We start from the raw sequence: 19,389 nt of genomic DNA, 5'->3' as shown, positions 1-19,389 counted from the left end.
TTTCCTGGACGGCAAATACCGAGAACCGGTCGCGGTCCACGCTCAGGAGATATAGGGCGTCAGCACGATCTCGACCTGGCGGTTTGCAGCGCGCCCCAAAATCGTTGCGTTGGAGGCAATTGGCTCGGTCTTTCCAAATCCTTCGACATGCAGACGTCCGGACATAACTGAGCGGTCTACCAGGCAGTCGGCGACCGCTCCTGCGCGCCTTTCCGAAAGTGCCTGGTAATACCCGTAAGAGCCTATCGCATCTGTGTGACCGTTTACATCTACATACATCGCGGGAAAGCGATTGAGCGTCCGCGCAGTTCATCTTCGAACGCCCAATATTGACGGTCGACGTAGGCTGGCGCGTCGTAAATCCTTCCCGAAGCAAACGATATCCACTGATCAGTGGCTCGTAGGAAGAACGGATCACGTGACCGATTTAATGCGTTTTCCGGCGGATCAGATCGATCAAAACCCGAAAATATAACAAATTATTAATAGTAATAAATTTATTAATGAGAGCGCTCTGCTCTTCGCGATTGATTGCGTGAGCGACAAAGAATTGCGCAAGTGTTAATAACGGCACCCGTATTACTGCCGATGTCATTGCGGACAGAAGTAGTAGTTCTTTGAAGCAGCGATCCGGAGCAGCAGAAATTTTACCCGAAAGGCTTTGCCGCCAGCAATAGGCTCTGGCCGCAAATCGATCGGCCTCACGCGCAACCGACCAAGCAACGCCCGCTTCTCCGTGGACGCCGCCCCACCAAGCCAGACAGATCCACCGGCACGGACGGCAAGTGTTAATGTTGGCTTGGATATATCTCGAGTATTGGCCCACGGGAGGGCGGTTGCATGGGGTCGCCCTCTCCGGGCCAGCTGGCACGGCGCCGGAATTCCGCCGCCATTGCCTGATGCATCTGGCGCGCGGCCGTATCTTTTGTGCTGGCCGCCAGTCTATCGTGCATGCGTGCCCGTTCCAGACAATGGGCTTGATGGTCCGCTTGGTCCATGCGGCAAACTCCAGCTTGGCCTGGCCTCGTGCTGCCGCAGGATCGGGAAACGGCGGCCGCGCCAGCGCAATTCATCCGGCCGCGGACAATACGCTTCTTTTGCAGGGAAGGAAACGGGATTCCCGGCAGGCCTTACGTTCAAGGCCGAGGTTATTGCAGGCGAGCGGGCTTCATCTGGTGGGTTTTCAGAATTCTGCGATCCTGTGCGTCCAGTTCGGTCAGCACGACATCGTAACGCCAGAGATTAGCCAGGTTCTGCAACACCATCGCCGCGTCGCGTTCGTCCAGCAGCACGCCATCGGCCACGCTGTGTTCCAGCATCAGCGTGCGATCGCCCGCAAGATCGACATCAACGATCTGGATGTCGGGTTCCTGCCGTCCGATGTCGTATTCGCGCGCCAGTGCCCGACGGATGCGGCGGTAACCGCGTTCGTCGTGGATCGCGGCGACGCTCAATGCGGCTTCCGATTCCCGGTCGGCCACCTCGAACAGTCGCCATTTGCGGATCATGTGGGGGCTGAGAAACTGGGTGATGAAGCTTTCGTCGCGGTAATTGGCACAGGCGTCCTGCAAAACGCCGTTCACATCGCCTTTGCCCGCGAAATCGGGAAACCATTCGCGATCCTCGTCGGTGGGATTGCTGCAAATCCGTGCCATGTCCTCCATGATGCCGAAACCGAGCGTGTAGGGATTGAAGCCCGAGAAATGCCCGGAATCGAAGGTCGGCTGATTGACGACGTTGGTATGCGACTGGAGGAATTCGAGGAACGATCCGTCGGTGATCTGGCCGCGTTCGTGCAGCTTGGTCATGATCTGGTAGTGGCACCAGGTGGCGCAGCCCTCGTTCATCACCTTGGTCTGGCGCTGGGGATAGAAATACTGCGCGATCAGGCGGACGATCCGCAGGATTTCACGTTGCCAAGGCTCCAGCGCGGGGCCGGTCTTTTCGAGAAAATAGAGGATGTTCTCCTGCGGCAGGTTGAGCGCTCTGCGCCTGTGATCATCGGCGGCCTCGGGCGCTTTGGTGCTGGCGGGCAAGGTGCGCCAGAGATCGTCGTAGATCTTGTCACGATAGGCCTGTCGTTCGGCCTCGCGCGCCGCTTCCAGCTTCAGATCCCGGCTCCGCACGCGGGGATGGCGGTGCACGCCTTGGTGCATCAGGGCGTGCGCGCCATCGAGAAGCCGCTCAACGGCCGCTTCGCCATACCGTTCCTCGCAGTGGGCGATATAGGATTTGGCGAACTCGAGGTAATCGAGAATGCCCGTGGCATCGGTCCATTGCCGGAAGGCGTAGTTGTTCTTGAAGAAGTGGTTGTGACCGAATGCGGCATGCGCGATCACCAGCGTCTGCATGGTCGCGCTGTTTTCCTGCATGATATAGCTGATGCAGGGGTCGGAATTGATCACCAGTTCATACGCCAGCCCGCGCAATCCCTTGCGATAGAGCATCTCGTTGGCGACGAACTGCTTGCCGAACGACCAGTGCTTGTAGAACAGCGGCATGCCGGTGGAGGCATAGGCATCGAGCATCTGTTCGGCGCTGATCACCTCGATCTGGTTCGGATAGACATCAAGGCGAAAGTCGGTGAGCGCGATCGTTTCGACCGCGTCGTAGATCCGCTGGATCAGGTCGAAGTTCCAGTCGCTCCCTTCGAACAACGGACGGTCAGCACGCGCCATGGTCATGCCCGTCCTTTCGCGCGGTCCCGTTCGTCGCTCCTGCGCTGGAACAGGTCACGCAGCACGGGATATATTTCGGTGCGATGATGGACCTTGCGCATGGCGAAGTTGGGCGATGTGGCCTGAAGTTCCTCGTAAGCCGACCACAGCGAACTCTTGCGTCCATCGTCCACTGGGCGCTCCTCAGCGCCGACCTCGATATAGGCGACGTACTGGGAGATCGGCAGGATATCCTCGCGCATCAGCCGGGCCGTCTTGGGATTGTCGTTGTTGATGTTGTCGCCGTCGGACGCTTGGGCAACATAGATATTCCAGTCATCGGGCGGATAGCGGGCGGAGACGACCGCCAGCATTTCCTCCAGCGCGCTGGAAACGACCGTCCCGCCCGATACGGTCGAATGGAAGAAGGTCTGTTCGTCCACCTCTGCCGCGTGGTCGGTGTGGTGGATAAACACGACCTCGACGTATTCGTAACTGCGGGTCAGGAACAGGTGGAGCAGCGCGAAGAACCGCTTGGCCAGATCCTTCATGTGCGCGCTCATCGAACCGGACACGTCCATCAGGCAGAACATCACCGCCTGGGCAATCGGGCGCGGCGTGGCCTCGAACCGGCGATAGCGCAAATCGACGGGGTCGATGTAGGCGATCAGCGCGCGTCGGCGCAGCAGGCGCTGGTGTTCTTCGCGGAGCTGCTCCAGCCGTTCGGCATCCCCATCCTGCGCGGGTTGGTGCGCCTCCACCTGGGCGATTTCCTCCTCTATCCGTTCCAGGTCGGCGCGGCCGGGGCGGCGCAGCGCCAGACGGCGCGACATCGCCTTCTGCATCGTGCGGGGGACCGAGAGGTTCGACGGCGAACCGACCGTGGTATAGCCCGCGCGGCGCGGCGTGCTTGACGCCTCGCCCTTTAGCTTACGCTTGGCGAGATCGGGCAATTCGAGATCGTCGAGGAACAGTTCGAGAAATTCTTCGCGCGTGAGGACGAAGCGGAAATCGTCCTCGCCATCGCCGGTTCCCGCGCTGGACCCGCCGCCGGATTGCCCGGATGGCCTGGGGATCCTGTCGCCTTCCAGGTAATCGCGGTTGCCCGGCAGAACCCGTTCGCGGTTGCCGCCATGGCTGGTGCGGTGCAGCGTCGGTTCGTGGATGCTGTCGCGCGGGATGCTGATCTGGCCTTCGCGATCGATGTCCTTGATGCTGCGATCCTTGATGCTCTGGCGGACCGCCTGCTGCACCGCCGCCCGCGCCCGCCGCAGGAACCGCTGGCGGTTGACCAGGCTTCTCCCTCCGGGGTTCAGGCGGCGGTCGACGATGTGCATGGTGCTGCTATCGCGCCTCCATCAGCCTGCCTGCTTCACCCGGATGTACCATTCCACAAGGCGCCTGACCTGCCGTTCGGTGTAGCCGCGCACGATCATACGCTCCACGAATTCGCTGTGCTTCTTGGTGCTTTCGCCATCCTTCTTTGATCCGAAGCTGATCACCGGCAGCAGGTCCTCCACCTGACTGAACATGCGCTTTTCGATGACCTCGCGGATCTTCTCGTACGATGTCCATGCCGGGTTGCGACCTTCGTTTGCGGCGCGCATGCGCAGTGCGAACTTCACCACCTCGTTGCGGAAGTCCTTGGGGTTGGCGATGCCTGCGGGCTTTTCGGTCTTGGACAGCTCCTGGTCGATCACCTCGCGGTTGAGCAGTTGCCCGGTGTCGGGATCCTTGAAATCGAGATCCTCGATCCAGGCATCGGCATAGGCGACATAGCGGTCGAACAGGTTCTGCCCGTAGTCGTTGTAGGATTCGAGATAGGCCTTCTGGATCTCGTTGCCGATGAATTCGGCATAGCGCGGGGCAAGTTCGCCCTTCACGAATTCAAGGTAACGGGCCTCGGTTTCGGCCGGGAACTGTTCCTGCCGTATCATCCCTTCCAGCACATACATCAGATGGACGGGGTCCGCCGCGATCTCGATGGTGTCGTGGTTGAACGTCGCCGACAGCGCTTTGAAGGCAAAGCGCGTGGAGATGCCCGACATGCCTTCGTCCACGCCGGCGGCGTCGCGGTATTCCTGCAAGCTCTTGGCGCGCGGGTCGATCTCCCGCAGCATTTCGCCATTGTAGACGCGCATCTTCGAATAAAGGCTGGAATTTTCGTGTTCACGCAGGCGTGTCAGCACCGAGAAGCGCGCCAGCATGTCGAGCGTGCCCGGTGCGCACGGGGCCGATGCCAATTCGGATTCGCGCAGCAGCTTTTCATAGACCTGCCGTTCCTCGTTGGTGCGCAGGCAATAAGGCACCTTGATCACGAAGATGCGGTCGATGAAGGCTTCGTTGTTCTTGTTGTTCTTGAAGTTCTGCCATTCGCTTTCGTTCGAATGGGCCATGATTACACCGGTAAAGGGGATGGCGCCAATATTTTCGGTGCCGATGTAATTGCCCTCCTGCGTCGCGGTGAGCAGCGGATGCAGCATTTTGATCGGCGCCTTGAACATCTCGACGAATTCGAGGATGCCCTGGTTCGCGCGGTTCAACCCGCCCGAATAGCTGTAGGCGTCGGGGTCGTTCTGCGACAACATTTCCAGCTTGCGGATATCGACCTTGCCGACCAGCGAGGAAATGTCCTGATTGTTCTCGTCTCCCGGCTCGGTTTTGGAAACAGCGATCTGCCGGATCTGCGAGGGCATCAGTCGCACGACCCGAAACCGCGTGATGTCTCCGCCGAACTCATCGAGCCGCTTCCGGCACCAGGGGCTGACCATTCCTGTCAGCCGCCGGCGCGGAATGCCGTACCGATCCTCGATCATTGGGCCGTGGAGGTCGCTATCGAACAGCGACAGCGGGGCGTCAAAGATCGGGCTGATCTCGTCACCGGCCTTGAGCGCATAGACGGGATTCCGTTCGATCAGCGCCTTGAGTCGTTCGGCCAGAGACGACTTGCCGCCCCCCACCGGTCCGAGCAGGTAGAGAATCTGCTTGCGCTCCTCCAGCCCTTGCGAGGCATGGCGCAGGAAGCTGACAATCTGCTCGATCGTCTGTTCCATGCCGTAGAAGGAGGAGAAACTGGGATAGATTCTGATCGTCCGGTTCATGAAAATCCGGCCGAGGCGCTGGTCCTGCGCCGTATCCACGATCTGCGGTTCCCCGATCGCGGCCAGCAGCCTTTCAGGCGCGCTGGCATACATCAGCGGGTCCTTGCGGCAGGCGACAAGGTAATCTTCCAGCGACATTTCTATCTGACGCTGTTGATCGAACGTCCGCATGAAATCGGAAAACAGATCGCTTTCAGCCACTGGTTGCTCCCCTTCTAAAGGTTTGTGAGCGAACATAATATACGCCTTTGTTCGGACCCTCGCCAGCGTTTCAAGCGCTACCGAACTTTCCGGAAGCGACTGCCAAGTCCATCCCAGCAATCCCTATTTGCGAGTTATCGTCCTTCCGAGACAACCTCTCGTCCCGCTTCACGAACGAAGCTGACCTGCGTGCTTCGCACCGGCAAATCCCAGCCTATAAAATGCTGACTCGCTGATGCAGTAATTCAACAGTCTGAAACCACGCCGGATATCGACATTCCCACGCACCACTCCCGCACCGCGACCGCCATTGTCCATCTGAGCAGCGCGCCCAATGGCCCAATCGGTGAAGTGCGCGCGCTGGTTCGGCCGCAAGTGTCGCTCGGCGATGCGGGCCCAAGTTTGGAGCCAGCGCGACGCTCGAGCGCTGCCTATCGCGTCGAGCAAGGCCGACCAGACCGGAACGGGCGCGCTCCGGTACCTGTAACCTGCGACGATGCACGGCGCTAACCGCTGGCGCGCCGCCGTTCACATTGCGGGGGGGGCCGTTGCTGACTCGCATGCTCACGCATTTTGACGGGGTAATCGACCGGATCGGCCTTATCCCTCTTCGTCGTCTGGTGTGCGAAGCATGGGATTAGGGGAGGCTCGGATCTATGGCCGAAGCCGAGCGCGACCGTTGGCCGGGGACGGTGTTCTCGCACTCGATCCGCGTGGGCCCGGCGCAGGTCGAATTTACTGCGGGCGAGGGGGATCCCGCGACTATGCAGGCCTAGCGCTGGAAAGATGCGCGCAACGTCCTGCGCTAAGGCGCAAGAATCTCGGCGAAAAGCGGCGCTGATGGGTGACTCACCAAGAGGTTCACCGAGGATTGTTGAGCAGGCGAGTTGACTGGCTCAGAAACGGACGTTCCGGAACGGTTTCCTTTGAGTGTGCAGGGGCCGTTCGCGGTCATCCCAATCGGCGCATAGATCTGCAACAATGCACTCCAATCGTGGATGTCCTGACGCAGGTGGGTAAGGGCTCGCACTACCGCGAACCGGCTATCCATCCAATTGTGCGTCGCAACAACTCCTGAAACGGCGCACTGTCCCACGGTCCTCGGACAATAGGAGCCTCGTCCATCAGCGGGCGGGCGTCGAAGCGCCCGCAGGCGTGGCCCAGCGGCGAATAAGCCACTTCGCCCTTGCCGTGGGCCCGTACGTAAAGCTGGGGCCGCGGCGGGTCGTCGTCCCACTGCCCCAGGAGATAGCCCGGCGCCTCACCCTTGTAGCGGGCCGAAAGCAGGGTCCTGTAATCGCAGAGTGGATGGGCGATGTAGGGCTCGTCGATCACGGTAAAGTCCTGCAGGCCCTGCGTGATCGGATGGGCTTCATCCTCGACGTGGATGTGCATCGGCTGGGCCGCCAGGTGCGCGACAAAGCGGCTGCCCAGCAGCTCCATGAATGCCGGCGCGACGGTTTCGGCCGTTGGTTTCACCAGCCCCGGAATGCGCACCCCGCTGGCGACGATCTCTGGCCCATCGGTAAATTCCAGCCCGGCATTGGCGCCGTGCAGCGCGAACAGCTTGCCGCCATCTGCGACGAAGTCGGCCAAGGCTCGGGCCTCCGCGTCCGAGGGCATCAGGTCGCAGGTATAGAGTATCACCCCGGCAAACGCTGACAGGTCCGCAATCCCGGAAAAGTCTGCAGCGCAGCGCACCCGGATGCGGTCGTCCTCTGCCATCAGGTTCAACAGGACACGGCGCGCCAGATCGAAATCGTGATACTTGCCGCCGGTGACGAGGTGGATGCGAACCGGATCGCTCATGCTGCGTCTCCCATGGCCGGAATGGGGCGCAGCACAGGGCCGCCGCCGTCCCATCCTTCTGCCCCCTGCCGGGCGATATCGAAGAAGGCGCGCGTGTCGGGCGTGTCCGAAATCAGCTCGACCAGCAGGCCCAGCGTGTCGCGGCAATCGTAATAGCGCAATTGGGCGCTGTCGGAGATCTGCCCGGTGGTCACAGGCGTACCCGCTGCGAGATGCGCCGCAGCGCCGTCGAGGTCACCGACGAGGAACGCGTGGTGGTGTGGTCGGCACGCGCCCTTGGGCAGCGGCGCATCGCCATAGACGTTGGGCCAGGGACCGACCGGCTCGATCAGTTCGACCATGATGTCGCCGAGCTGGGCAAAGGCGATATGCAGCACCAGGTCCTGTGGCGCGCCGTTGAAGGCCCAGCGGTCGAAAGCCATCGACGGCAGGTGGAAGAACGGACCCGCCCCCGTGCGTGCGCGCCAGTTGGCGGCGCTCGTGGCGATATCGCCGACGACGTAGCCGAGTTGCATGATCGGGCCGTGCATGGTCGTCATCCTTTGCTCGCAGGGGCAGGCTCGTGCCAGGTCGTGGGCCGTGCCTTCATCCGTCCGAAGAAATCGCGCGACCAGGGTGCCTCCTCGGGAATCGGCTGGCCGTGGTTCTCGCCGAACTGGAGAAAGCAGTAGAGCACGATGTCGGCGAGTGTGAACCGGTTGCCGCAGACATAGGGCTGGCCCTGCATCTGCCGGTCAAGCCACAGCAGCTTGGCGCGCGACTTGGCCTTGAGGATCGGCGCGGCCTCGGGCGGGAGCAGCGGCTTTGCCAGGACGCCGTCGAGCTGGTGGTCGCCTTCGAACAGCGCCCGGCCCTCCTGCGTGGTAAACCCTTCGCCCATCGGCCAGGCGATGTTCTGGTCGATCCTTCGCACCCACATCCGCGTCTGCGCCCGCTCCTGTGGCGTCGACCCGATCAACGGCGGGTCCGGACAGATGTCCTCGAGGTACTCGCAGATCGGCGTGACTTCGGTGATGACCGTGCCGTCGCCGAGTTCGAGCGCGGGAAGTTCGCCCAGCGGATTGACCCGCGACACGAACGGCTCGCGCCTGTTCTCACGCGTGAACAGGTCGAGAAACCGCCGCTCGAGGACGATTCCTTTCTCCTGCGCGAAGATCCACGCGATCCACGGGTTGGGTGCGAACAGGTCGAAATCGTAGAAGATCATTCGCACTCTCCCAATGGATCAGGCGGTGGCAGGATCAGTAGTGGGCTTCGAACGAGATGCCGACGGTGCGCGGGTAGACGATTTGATTCTGGCCGCCCGGCCGGTCGAGCGGGCCGACCGTGTTGCCGAGGTTGTCGCTGAAAATGCCCGCTTCCCACCGATCGTTGCCGATGCTCGCCCGCGCGTAACCGACCCCGTTGTAGGGGGCATAGACGCCGTTGAAGATGCTCTGCTGGCGCGAACGGTAGCTGTAGCGCGCGTTCAGCCGCAGTTGCAGGCCGTTGCCGCCGATCGGGGTCTGGTACGAACCCGCCAGCGTGAAGGTGGTCTTGGCCGTGCCCGGAAGCTGGTTGCCTTCCTTCAGTTGCGGAATATGCGCGACGATCGCGGCCGGCACGTTGTGGATCGTGGTCGAGTTGAAGTTGCCGGCAAAGTTGAGCGTGAGGCCGCGCACAGGAGTGCGCCAGGTGATCGACGGCTCGATGCCATGGCCGCGCACGTCGCCCACTTGCGCGACAATCGTCTGGAGCGCGGGGCTCAGCTCGATCTGCGCCTTGGCCCAGTCAACATAGTAGCCGGCGATTTCGAGCTGCAGGGTGTTGTTGAACAGACCCCACTTGAGTCCGCCTTCGTAGTTCCACAGCGTATCGGGCGGCGAGACGTTCGAGAGGTTCGTGCCCAGAACGGCGTTCGATGCGCCGATGATCGAGGCCGAGGTAATCGCGCCGCTGCGGAAGCCCTTGGCGACTTCGGCATAGATCATCGCATTGGGAGCTGCGTGATAGGCGATGTTGACGCGTGGGTTGAAGGTATCGTGGCTGGCGCGCGTGGTGGTGCGGTTGGGGATGACCGCGCCCGCGATCTCCAGCTGGCTGTCCTCCTCGAAACGGCGCTGCTCCTTGTAGTACCGGCCACCCACGGTCACGTCGAGCTTGCGGTCGAAGGCCGAATAGGTCGCCTCACCGTAGACCGCCCAGCCCTTGCTGTAGAGCCGGTTGCGGTCATTGACGGTGTTGAAGCCGATCACCCCCGGAGCGACCGGGAAGTCGGGCAGCTGCACGGTCTGGCCACCTGCAGTGTTGCCGTTCTGGTAGAAGAAGCCGACGATGTACTGCAGGGGGCCGTTTCCGTTGGACGTCAGCCGCAGATCCTCGTTGAAGTTGTTGGTGACCAGTGGCCATAACGAGGTGAAGTTGCCGATGCCGGGGATGAACCCGCCGTTGTTCGAAATGACGGTGTTCTTGATGTGTCCGGTCGAGCTCTGGATCGTGGCGAAGCCCATGTCGTATTCGATATCGCCGGCAAACAGCCAGTAGTCTGACAGCGCCTCGCCGAACCGCTGGTCGATGCTGGCAGGCTCGGAGAAGGTGATGCGGTTCGACCAGCGCTGCTTGGTATTGTTGCGCCAGGCCGAAAGGCGAATCGTCAGGTTGTCAGTCGGCTTGGCCAGCAGCTTGAGCCTGCCGGTGAAGCTGGTCGAGGGGTTGTCGTTCTTGACCCCGGTCGGGATGATGTCGGCATAGCCGCCGACCCGCTTGTAGCTGATCACCCCGCGCAGCGCGACCTGGCCGTCGACGATCGGCAGATTGAGCATCTGGTCGCCCGACCAGCCGGGCTTGCCCCCGGCGGTGAGATTGCCGGTCGCGCGGACCGAACCACTGACACCGTCGAGTTCGGGATCCTTGGTCAGCACCTTGATCGTGCCGCCGATCGAGCCCAGGCCATAGAGCGTGCCCGATGGCCCGCGCAGCACTTCGACGCGCTCCAGGTCATAGAAATCGGCGGCCGGCGCATAAGGGCGGCCGGGCATGGTGAAGGCAAAATTGTCGAGGTAGTATCCCACCGCCGGATCGCCGTCGGTCTCGGACGCAGCGATGGCGCGGATCTGGTAGGTGGTGCTGCCCGCGCCAATGGTCGAGCCGGTCGTCGCGCTCGGCACCAGCGATATCGCCGACTGGATGTCGGTCACGCCCATCCTGACAAGGCTTTCGCCCGACAGGCCTTGGACGGCCTGCGGCACTTTCATCAGCGTCTGTTCGCGGCGCTGCGCAGTGACTATGATCTCGCCATCGTCGGGGTTCGCCGCCGCGTTGGCCTGGGCCGGTTGCGCCGCCTGCTGGGCATGGGCCGGGTTGATCGCGAACAGCAGCGCGAGCGCGGTGCCGCAACCCGCCAGCGCCGGTTCCGCGCGGCGAACGAATGCCATGGGCCTCGAAGGCGTCATCATCTCTCTCCCTTTTTTGTCGTTATGCGATGTTGGTTCAGGTCGTCTGGCCGGGTCCGCTCAAGTCGCGTGCAGCCATGGGTAGTCTCCCATCAGGCAGCGATCGATCTGCTGGTGGAAATGACGGATGCGCACTTCCTGGTCACCCAGGATCATGCCGCGAAAGCCCAGCGAGCCGGTGCCCTGCTGCATCGTCGGCATGTTCGAGCCATCCTGCTTGAGCACGTTGGCAAGGAACGGGTCGAACGTGTCGGGAAAGGCGTCGGCGTAGTCGTCGAGTTCGTCGTGGCGGAAGAACCGCGGCGTCACCAAGGGTGGCTCGCTGCCGGGCGCGCGGTGCTCGGTGATCAGGAAATCATAGTAGCAGAACGCCGGGTCGGTCGGGTGCGGGCGATAGCGGAAAACGATTGATGCCTCGGGCGTCTGGGTGAAGGTGGTGCCGGGGAAGAACGTGTAGTGGTATTGGTGGACCAGTTGTTCGTCGTTCATCCGGCGATAGGGCAGGTGGGTCTGGTCCTGGATCGCGCGCTTGGCCTTGATCACCTCGAGGTGGATGTCGCGCAAGCTGCCCTGGTAGTCCGCCGGGACTTGTGTGCCGATGCCGAGGAACTTCTCGCGCAGCGGCGTCATCTCCTCGGCATTGCCGAGCAGTTCGCTGACCGTCAGGTTGAAGTTGATCATCCGGCTGTGGATGCCGACCAGCTCGATCGGCACGTCGTAGCCTTCGGTGATGTTCATGAAGTCGGCATGCAGCGTCTCAAAATGGTAGGATTCATTGAAAGCGTCGTGCGCATGCTTCCAGTTGCCGTTCCATTCGAAGGTGGCCTGGTCGATCAGCTGGAATTTCTCGAGCTCGTAGCTTTCGAGTTGCCGGCCCGCCTCGCCTAGGAATTCGCGCAATTCGATCGCGTGCGGATCGAGGTTGAACCAGACCCAGCCGCCCCAAGTGTCGGTGCGGACCGGCGGCAGGTCGAGTTCGCCCTTCGGTACCCCGTCCTTGAACTGGCCGAACAGTTCGGGCCGGGACAGCAGGTGCAGGCTGCCATCATTGTTCCACTGCCATCCGTGATATGGGCAGGTGAAGCGCTCGACCATGCCCGACTGGACCTGGCAAAGCACGTTTCCTCGGTGCTGGCAGACGTTGAAGAAGCCGCGGATCTCCCCGTCCTCGCCGCGCACGAACAGGAGCGATTCCTTGCCTAGCGTATGGACGCGGAATTCGCCTGGTTCCCCCAGTTCCGAGACATGGCAGGCAATGTTCCAGGTCCTGGTCCAGATGTGGTCCCATTCGGCCTGCATGAACTCGCGCGAATGGAAGCGCGCGCCGTCGATGCGTTGGTAGCCGAGCATAGGGATGGGTTTTCGTGGGACGAACGCCGGCGCCTGAGTTTGCTGGCGCTCGGAACCGAGCACCTCGATCATCCGGTCTTCTATCTTGGCCATACTCCGGCAATCCTTTCATGGACGGCCCGGCGGTAGCGTAGTGGGAGTTGGTTGGCCGGGCATGCTGCGCCCCTCGCCGCGCAAGCGGCGTACGCTCGCGCAGTGCCTTTCGATCTCTCCGCAACGCGCCGCCGGGTTAAAACATGCCAGCAAGCTTTTTTTGGGAAACTATGCGCATTTCGAGAGCTGTCAACAAAACCTGTCGGGTGGCTGGTTTTTTAGTTAGGGTTGTGGCGACGGCTTGACTTGCGCCCCTGCGGCAGGCGACGCTCAAATGCCCCGCAAGCGCAGTAAGGCCGCGGAACAGGAGGGACGGGCGTGACTTCGGACGGCGGTGTCATCGGTGAGGCGAATTTTTCTCTGCGTTCGCGCGCCCCGCGGCGCCGCAGCGAGGGACCTTCCGCGCGCCAGCTCGCCAAAAGCGAGACGATGCGGCTGAGGGTCCTCGAAGCAACGGTCGATTGCCTGCTCGAAGGGACCGCGCACGAGCTGTCGTTTGCCGTGATTGCAGACCGCGCGGGCATCTCGCGCGGGGGGGCGCAATACCACTTCGCAACCCGTCGCGACCTGCTGTGCGCGGTGATCGAGTACATCAACGTGCGCCGCCTGAACCAGTTCAAGGCGGACGTCGAGGCGATCGGGCCGGACGAGGACGTCGCCAGCCAGATCATCGATGCACACTGGAGGCACCTCAACGAGCGCGATTTCCGCGCTTATCAGGAACTCGTTCTGCTGGCCCGCAGCGATGCCGAACTGACCGAAGCCTTCGCACCCCGCTATCAGGCCTTCCTGCGCGACTGGTACGAGACCGCGCGACAGGCGTTCGGCTGGCGCTATGCCGATCCCCAGGTCATGCAGGCGGGCAATATCGCGCACTATGTGCTCGAGGGCATGGCCTACGGACAACTCGCCGGTCAGGTGCAGCCCGAGGTCGTCGCTGACCTGCTCGGATATGCCAAGACCGTGCTGCGCAACGCGCTGCAGGACTGAAGTTTCAAGAAACAAGCAAAGACGGGAGAGCAGGATGGACGGGCGTTTCCAAGGCAAGGTCGTGATCGTGACCGGGGCCTCGTCGGGCATCGGCAAGCGGACCGCCGAGCGGCTGGTCGCGCAAGGCGCGATCATTCACGGGGCCGACCTGACGGCCTGCGGCCTTGTAGGCGTGGTCGACCACATTTGCGACGTCACCAGCGAGGACGACTGGATCGCGTTGGTTAAAGCGGTGACCGCCTCCGACGGCCGGATCGACGGACTGGTCAACGCGGCCGGCGTGATCCGCATGGGCACGACCATCGAAACCACGATCGAGGATTTCCGGTTGGTGATGCGCGTCAACGTCGAAGGGACATTCCTCGGCTGCAAGCACGTCATGCGCGCGATGCAGGTTGCCGGCACCGGATCGATCGTCAATTTGTCCTCGACCGCAGGCCTGCGCGGCTCGCCCGGTGCAGCCGCTTATACCGCCAGCAAGGGCGCCGTCCGGCTGCTGACCAAGACCGCCGCGCTCGAAGCGATCGCCATGCCCAGCCGCATCCGCGTCAACTCCGTCCACCCCGCGCTCACTCGGACGCCGATGGCCGACGCCATCGTCGATCAGCTCGGCGGCTCGGACGAAATCCGCGGCGCGCTCAGCACTCTGCTTCCGGCAGGCAGGCTTGCCGAACCCGACGAAATTGCTGCCGGCATCCTTTTCCTGTTGTCCGCAGACGCCAGTTACATGAGCGGCGCAGAGCTCGTGATCGATAATGGTTTTACAGCCCGATAACGGCGGAATCCGACTTATCCTTCGGCATTATGCTTTAGGTCGCCGCGATTATGAAGATATTCGAGAGAAATATGGTAGAATAATTGGAATTAACCCGAGCATCTGGATGGCAGACGGCGACAAAACCGCCATCAAGGGGACCCATTGAGCGAAATGGAGCCTGCCCTTCTATCGGTTTGCTTTGCTCGCCTGTCCGCCAATTGCCTGAGGCGGCCAATTGTGCGCCTCATCCTGGCAGGATCGGCACCAGGCATAAAGCGCATCGTACATCACCATGCCCCGTTCGAGCATATCATGATCGTTGGCGTAATTGGCCGACAGACCCAGCGACATCGCCAGCAAGCCCGCCGATTGCGGGGTCAAGTCGAGCCGCGAGGTGTCAGCGCCACGAACGACCACGGCCAGTTGAAGGAGTGCCGGATCGGTCAGCGCGTATTTCTCGATGATGGCGTCGAAGCTGCATTTCTCCCCGACATGGCTGAATTCCACGCCGGGGATGTCGTATGGAATGGCTCCCTCAGTCTCGGCGGTTTCGAGCACCTGATCTGCCGGAACGTAGAGGAACTCGGCCTCGGGTTCGACGAAGCGCCGGATCAGCCAAGGGCAAGCGATCCGGTCGATCTTGGGGCGCTCACGGGTGACCCATTTCATCGCTGTACTCCTCAGGTACGAGACGCGGAGCGGTAGCGCGCATCGACCACTGCCCAATCGAGATTGTGCATGAAGGCGTCGACGTATTTCGCAGCGGCCGTGCCGTAGTCCATGTGGAAGGCGTGCTCGTACATGTCGAGCACGAGCAAGGGCACGCCGGTGACTGGCCCGTTGGTGTGATCCCACGCCCAATAGTTATGCAACGAGCGAGTGTACTGGTTCCAAGCGAGAATGGCCCAGCCAGAGCCGCCCGCCAGCGCCATCGCCGTGCGCCGGAACTCGGCTTCCCACGCTTCGAACGAACCGTGGCTGGCGACCAGTGCATCCCGGATGCTGCCTGCCGCCTGACCATTGCCGCCAAACTGCTCGAAGTAGAGTTCGTGGAGGATCACCGAGCCGGTGCGGTGCAGTTCCTCGCGCTTGAGGCCCCCATAGACGACCGGTGGAAGATCCTTGTCAGACATCGCGGCGGCAAGCCGACCCTCGATCATGTTGAGGGCCTTCAACGAGCCCTGGTAATTATTCTCCCAGTGCGAGCGGATCAGCTTTTCGGAAAGACCCGTGAGCTTGGTGGGATCGAACCCGAGCGGCTTGACGGCATGGCCGCCGGCAAAGGCGGGAGCCGGGCTGGTCATGGGAGAACCTCCGGTTGTGGGTGTGGCTGCAACAGCGGCGCCGGGAGCAGCCGCCGCTGCGACCCCGAGCGCGATGCTGCCCATGGCGTTGCGGCGAGAGATGTCGTTCATGGCGTGAGGCTCCTATTCAAGCGATCTGACCGAGGACGAGGCCGCCTGCTGCGCTGAGCGCAAGTACGCGGATGATGTTCCATTTGCGGCGGAAGATGAGAAATGCGGCAAGCGCTCCCAGGACCGCCGCGCGCCAATCGAAGCTGGCGAGTTCGGGCGCCGAGATCGTGAGGGCCCCGAGCTTGACCGATCCGACCCGCTTGAAAAGCACATGGAGTGCAAACCACAGGCTGAGGTTGGCGATCACTCCGACGATCGCCGCCGTCACGGCGGCTAGGCCGCCCTTAAGCTTATGGGCATGTTCAAGTCGCTCGATCCACGGCGCCAAAGCGAAGATCCAGAGGAAACAGGGGGCAAAGGTCACCCAGGTCGTCAGCGCCGCGCCGATAATTCCTGCGGAGAGCGGTGTGAACGGCTCGGGCGCGCGGAATGCGGCGAGGTAGCCGACGTACTGCGTCACCATGATCAGCGGCCCCGGGGTGGTTTCGGCCAAGCCGAGCCCGTCGGCCATTTCCCCAGCGCTCAGCCAGCCAAAGCCCTGCACGGCCTGCTGCGCCATGTAGGCGAGCACTGCATAGGCGCCACCGAAGGTAACGATTGCCAGCTTCGAGAAGAATGCGCCGACCTGCCAAAGCACATGGTCAGGGCCGAGCGTCGTGAACACCACCACCATCGGTGCAACCCAGATCAGCGATCCAACCACGATAGCGCGAATGCTGGCCCCCCACGGGCGCGGGGCGAGCTCCCGTGCCTTGTCGGTCTGCTTCAGCGCCAGCAGGTCCGGGCGTGTTGCGGCGGCAATCGTCCCGGCAGCCCCGGCGGTGAGCACGACAAGTGGAAACGGGAGATTCAGTACGAACAGTGCGGCAAATGCTGCGAGCGCTATGCCTCGCTTGAACCCGGTATTGAGCGCCCGTCCGGCAACGCGCAGCAGCGCCTGCACCACGATCGCGAGCACCGCCGCCTTGATCCCGAGGAACAGCGCAGCGAACCAGGTGAGGTGCGCCGCGTAGCCATAGAGGATCGACAACGCGAGGATCACAAGCGCGCCCGGAATGACGAAGAGCAGACCCGCAGCAAGGCCACCTCTAAGGCCATGCAGCTTCCATCCGATCCAGATCGCGAGCTGCTGCGCCTCGGGACCCGGCAGCAGATGGCAGAAGTTCAAGGCGTGGAGGTATTGATCTTCGGTGACCCATTGCCGCTCTTCGACCAGTTCGCGGTGCATCAGCGCGATCTGTCCGACAGGCCCGCCGAAGCTCAGGCAACCAATGCGCGCGGAGACCCGCACGAGTTCGCGAAAAGTGGGAATTTGCGGGGAAGTTAAATTAACGCGCGCCATTGCCCTCGATACGCCTTTCCGTCCGCCAAGGAGCGGACCAGTGAAAGGCAACGCTTGGGCTGGCGCCTGACCGGGAGGTTGCTTGATCCCGGTCCGAACAATCTGACAACGATTCTGTTCGCGGTCAAGCCCGGGTCCAGCTGGGATGTAGGTCGCTCGCGAATTCAAGTGATCGTCTTGTGTATGTCGCAAGTCAGCGTGTTTGAGCGACGTCTAGGGAAAAACGAATGCCTGGTTGCAGCGGAGCCGCAGCCCGGACCTGCCGTTCCATACTCACTCCAGGCCTTGAAATTCGAGAGCGGGCCTTTGCGGCCCCGCGAACGCCCGGTTTCGGCGCAGCCCGACGTTCACAGTCGCTCCGCTGAAGGGCGGGTTTGTTCCATCCTGTGCCATCAAGCCCTACCCTCCCATATCGCCAGCTCATATCGTGCCACGCTTGCCGCAGGGCGCTTAAACTTTTTCCTTGGCAAGAGATGGAAATCCGCCGATTCCAAATTTGATGAAATCCGGCCTCGATCATCTCCCCGAAGGCAAGCGACGCGAACTCGCGTACGTCGTCGAGACGGTGCGCGCCGGCTTTGACGACGCCATCGCGCACCGCACGCAACCTCGTTATCGCGCAGGCAGGCTGCTCAAGATCGTGCTGTTCGGCTCCTATGCACGCGGCGACTGGGTTGAGGACCCGGTAGGCCGCTACTTTTCCGATTATGACCTGCTGGTTGTGGTGAACCACGATGATCTCACCGACATCGCCGAGTTCTGGGAAGCCACCGAAAGCAGGCTGCTTGCCGATTTGTCGGGGGGTACAGTGCTGCGCACGCCGGTTAGCCTGATTTACCACAGTCTTGATGACGTGAACGAAAAGCTCCGGCTTGGCCGGTACTTCTTCATGGATATCCTCAAGGATGGCGTCGTGCTGTTCGAGGAGCCGAACTCAGCCTTCGTCGAGCCCTTGCCGCTGTCGCGTGAGCAGGCGCTCAAGGAGACGCAGGACTACTTCGACGACTGGTTCGAAAGTGCGTCCGATTTCTTGGATAGCGCGAACGATGCGGTGGCTCGGAAGAAATCAAAGCTCGCAGCGTTCCTTTTCCATCAGTCAGTCGAGAGGCTCTACCATTGCCTCTTCCTTACCAGGACGCTCTGGAGCCCCAAGTCGCACAACCTCAATCGCCTGCGGGACATGGCCGAGGAGTTCGAACCAGCACTGAAAGGCGTCTGGCCGCGAACGGGGCGCTTTGAAAAGCGGTGCTATGCCTTGCTGCGCGATGCCTATGTGAAGGCTAGGTACGCACCATCCTACCGTATTTCGGCTGACGAACTCGCCTGGATCGCTGGGCGGGTGGCGGTGCTCCAAGGGCTGGTGAAGAGCGCCTGCGAGGCGCGCATCGAGGATCTTGCCAAAGCCGCCTGAGGGCAGGTTTGGTTCTTCACGGCAAGGCATCGTGAACGCTCACCCGCGTCCAAAAGCCATCCCCTTCCGAGACTGAAACACGCCCCTGTCCGAAGCCGGACAGGACACGCAACCCGCGCCGGTGCGAACCGTGTTGCCGCGCTTTGCGCGGCTGCCCGCACCACTCCTTCCGGCGGGGTTTCCTCGCGTCGCTCGTGCGGTCCTATCCACCCCCGGACCTTTCGGGGCTCAGTCGAAGGGATGGTCCCTTGGACACTCTGAAGAGCTTCAAAAGGAATTCGCCATGAAGAACACCGTCATCCTCGCAGGCTTCGTCGGCAACAACCCGGAAGTCCGCAACCTCCAGAGCGGCGCCTCGGTAACCAGCCTCTCCATTGCCACCACGCGCCACTACAAGGACGGCGAGGGACATCGCCAGACCGAAACCGAATGGCACCGCGTGACCTGCTTCAACGGTGTCGGCAAGCAGGTCGCAGAGCACGTCGCCAAGGGCGCCCTGGTCATGGTCACGGGCCGCATCCACTACACGCGCTGGACCGACAAGGAAGGCCAGGTCCGCTACGGCTGCGAGATCATCGCCGAGCAGGTCGACTTCCTCGCAAAGGCGAAGGAGAAGGCGGCAGGCGATGCCGAACTTCCGCTGGAGGAAACCCCGGAGCCGGCTCCTGCCAGGACCACCCGGCGGCGCTCGAAGTAGCGCCGCCTATCATCACCAGGAAAACCCTAGATAGGGCCTCTGCGGACGATCCGCAGGGGCCTTTTTGTCGTCTGGTGTCGTGCTCACCAGCGCGCCTTTGGCCTAGGCCGTCGAAGACCATCTGCATTGCCAGAT

General features: G+C 62.1%; 15 protein-coding genes and 1 pseudogene. 4 read left to right on the top strand and 12 right to left on the bottom strand.

What is annotated here, in order from left to right; translation table 11 throughout:
• Positions 1 to 42: 42 nt before the first annotated feature.
• From HHL27_RS22960 to HHL27_RS18705, 9 genes and pseudogenes are all read right to left on the bottom strand, one after another.
• Positions 43 to 294, bottom strand: a pseudogene (locus HHL27_RS22960) (OmpA family protein); the annotation flags it as partial.
• 854 nt (positions 295 to 1,148) lie between these two features.
• On the bottom strand, positions 1,149 to 2,684 hold the full coding sequence (locus tag HHL27_RS18740; protein WP_169494922.1) for a SpoVR family protein: 1,536 nt from the start codon (positions 2,682 to 2,684) through the stop codon (positions 1,149 to 1,151).
• Positions 2,681 to 3,994 carry a YeaH/YhbH family protein gene (locus HHL27_RS18735; RefSeq protein ID WP_169494921.1) on the bottom strand — a complete coding sequence of 438 codons (1,314 nt, stop codon included), beginning with the start codon at positions 3,992 to 3,994 and terminating at the stop codon, positions 2,681 to 2,683. The genes HHL27_RS18740 and HHL27_RS18735 overlap by 4 nt, the downstream gene beginning before the upstream one ends.
• 21 nt (positions 3,995 to 4,015) lie before the next feature.
• The gene (locus HHL27_RS18730; protein WP_169494920.1) at positions 4,016 to 5,959 is read right to left on the bottom strand and encodes a PrkA family serine protein kinase; all 1,944 of its coding nucleotides are present in this window, start codon (positions 5,957 to 5,959) and stop codon (positions 4,016 to 4,018) included.
• A gap of 1,029 nt (positions 5,960 to 6,988) precedes the next feature.
• Positions 6,989 to 7,768, bottom strand: coding sequence for a ThuA domain-containing protein (locus tag HHL27_RS18725; protein ID WP_169494919.1), 780 nt, complete (start codon positions 7,766 to 7,768; stop codon positions 6,989 to 6,991).
• Positions 7,765 to 8,298 (bottom strand): VOC family protein, encoded by a 534-nt coding sequence (locus tag HHL27_RS18720; RefSeq protein WP_206069706.1) that lies wholly within the window; start codon positions 8,296 to 8,298, stop codon positions 7,765 to 7,767. The genes HHL27_RS18725 and HHL27_RS18720 overlap by 4 nt, the downstream gene beginning before the upstream one ends.
• Before the next feature lie 5 nt (positions 8,299 to 8,303).
• The gene (locus HHL27_RS18715) at positions 8,304 to 8,975 is read right to left on the bottom strand and encodes a glutathione S-transferase family protein (protein ID WP_169494917.1); all 672 of its coding nucleotides are present in this window, start codon (positions 8,973 to 8,975) and stop codon (positions 8,304 to 8,306) included.
• A 34-nt stretch (positions 8,976 to 9,009) separates the two neighbouring features.
• Entirely contained in the window at positions 9,010 to 11,199 is a 2,190-nt protein-coding gene (locus tag HHL27_RS18710; RefSeq protein WP_206069705.1) for a TonB-dependent receptor, read from the bottom strand.
• Between the two features lie 60 nt (positions 11,200 to 11,259).
• Complete coding sequence (locus HHL27_RS18705) at positions 11,260 to 12,642, bottom strand: aromatic ring-hydroxylating oxygenase subunit alpha (RefSeq protein WP_169494915.1); 1,383 nt, start codon at positions 12,640 to 12,642, stop codon at positions 11,260 to 11,262.
• A gap of 318 nt (positions 12,643 to 12,960) precedes the next feature.
• Between HHL27_RS18705 and HHL27_RS18700 the strand changes: the two genes are divergently transcribed.
• On the top strand, positions 12,961 to 13,632 hold the full coding sequence (locus HHL27_RS18700) for a TetR family transcriptional regulator (protein ID WP_169494914.1): 672 nt from the start codon (positions 12,961 to 12,963) through the stop codon (positions 13,630 to 13,632).
• A gap of 34 nt (positions 13,633 to 13,666) precedes the next feature.
• Entirely contained in the window at positions 13,667 to 14,407 is a 741-nt protein-coding gene (locus HHL27_RS18695) for an SDR family NAD(P)-dependent oxidoreductase (protein WP_169494913.1), read from the top strand.
• Between the two features lie 168 nt (positions 14,408 to 14,575).
• On the opposite strand, the gene HHL27_RS18690 is transcribed toward HHL27_RS18695, so the two are convergent.
• From HHL27_RS18690 to chrA, 3 genes are read right to left on the bottom strand one after another with little or no spacing between them, the layout of a single operon-like run.
• Positions 14,576 to 15,058 (bottom strand): chromate resistance protein ChrB domain-containing protein, encoded by a 483-nt coding sequence (locus tag HHL27_RS18690; RefSeq protein WP_169494912.1) that lies wholly within the window; start codon positions 15,056 to 15,058, stop codon positions 14,576 to 14,578.
• Between the two features lie 11 nt (positions 15,059 to 15,069).
• Positions 15,070 to 15,804, bottom strand: a complete 735-nt coding sequence (locus tag HHL27_RS18685) for a superoxide dismutase (RefSeq protein ID WP_169494911.1) — start codon at positions 15,802 to 15,804, stop codon at positions 15,070 to 15,072.
• Positions 15,805 to 15,820: 16 nt separating this feature from the next.
• Entirely contained in the window at positions 15,821 to 17,146 is a 1,326-nt protein-coding gene (gene chrA, locus HHL27_RS18680; RefSeq protein WP_169494910.1) for a chromate efflux transporter, read from the bottom strand.
• Between the two features lie 499 nt (positions 17,147 to 17,645).
• On the opposite strand from chrA, the gene HHL27_RS18675 reads away from it, so the two are divergent.
• A complete protein-coding gene (locus HHL27_RS18675) occupies positions 17,646 to 18,557 on the top strand; it encodes a HEPN domain-containing protein (protein ID WP_169494909.1) in 912 nt (303 codons plus the stop codon).
• Between the two features lie 283 nt (positions 18,558 to 18,840).
• Positions 18,841 to 19,254: a single-stranded DNA-binding protein gene (locus HHL27_RS18670; RefSeq protein WP_169494908.1), complete on the top strand. Its 414-nt coding sequence runs from the start codon at positions 18,841 to 18,843 to the stop codon at positions 19,252 to 19,254.
• Positions 19,255 to 19,389 lie beyond the last annotated feature (135 nt).

It is taken from the genome of Novosphingobium olei (assembly GCF_012927405.1).
Classification (GTDB): Bacteria; Pseudomonadota; Alphaproteobacteria; order Sphingomonadales; family Sphingomonadaceae; genus Novosphingobium; species Novosphingobium olei.
The sequence above is the reverse complement of the archived record's forward strand: the minus strand, read 5'-3'. Positions and strand labels throughout refer to the sequence as shown.

Excerpts from the sequence above, each read along its gene's own strand:
- HHL27_RS18740 (WP_169494922.1), bottom strand. The coding sequence starts at position 2,684 with ATGACCATGGCGCGTGCTGACCGTCCGTTGTTCGAAGGGAGCGACTGG.
- HHL27_RS18735 (WP_169494921.1), bottom strand. The coding sequence starts at position 3,994 with ATGCACATCGTCGACCGCCGCCTGAACCCCGGAGGGAGAAGCCTGGTC.
- HHL27_RS18725 (WP_169494919.1), bottom strand. The coding sequence starts at position 7,768 with ATGAGCGATCCGGTTCGCATCCACCTCGTCACCGGCGGCAAGTATCAC.
- HHL27_RS18720 (WP_206069706.1), bottom strand. The coding sequence starts at position 8,298 with ATGCACGGCCCGATCATGCAACTCGGCTACGTCGTCGGCGATATCGCC.
- HHL27_RS18715 (WP_169494917.1), bottom strand. The coding sequence starts at position 8,975 with ATGATCTTCTACGATTTCGACCTGTTCGCACCCAACCCGTGGATCGCG.
- HHL27_RS18710 (WP_206069705.1), bottom strand. The coding sequence starts at position 11,199 with ATGACGCCTTCGAGGCCCATGGCATTCGTTCGCCGCGCGGAACCGGCG.
- HHL27_RS18705 (WP_169494915.1), bottom strand. The coding sequence starts at position 12,642 with ATGGCCAAGATAGAAGACCGGATGATCGAGGTGCTCGGTTCCGAGCGC.
- HHL27_RS18695 (WP_169494913.1), top strand. The coding sequence starts at position 13,667 with ATGGACGGGCGTTTCCAAGGCAAGGTCGTGATCGTGACCGGGGCCTCG.
- HHL27_RS18690 (WP_169494912.1), bottom strand. The coding sequence starts at position 15,058 with ATGAAATGGGTCACCCGTGAGCGCCCCAAGATCGACCGGATCGCTTGC.
- HHL27_RS18685 (WP_169494911.1), bottom strand. The coding sequence starts at position 15,804 with ATGAACGACATCTCTCGCCGCAACGCCATGGGCAGCATCGCGCTCGGG.
- chrA (WP_169494910.1), bottom strand. The coding sequence starts at position 17,146 with ATGGCGCGCGTTAATTTAACTTCCCCGCAAATTCCCACTTTTCGCGAA.
- HHL27_RS18675 (WP_169494909.1), top strand. The coding sequence starts at position 17,646 with ATGAAATCCGGCCTCGATCATCTCCCCGAAGGCAAGCGACGCGAACTC.
- HHL27_RS18670 (WP_169494908.1), top strand. The coding sequence starts at position 18,841 with ATGAAGAACACCGTCATCCTCGCAGGCTTCGTCGGCAACAACCCGGAA.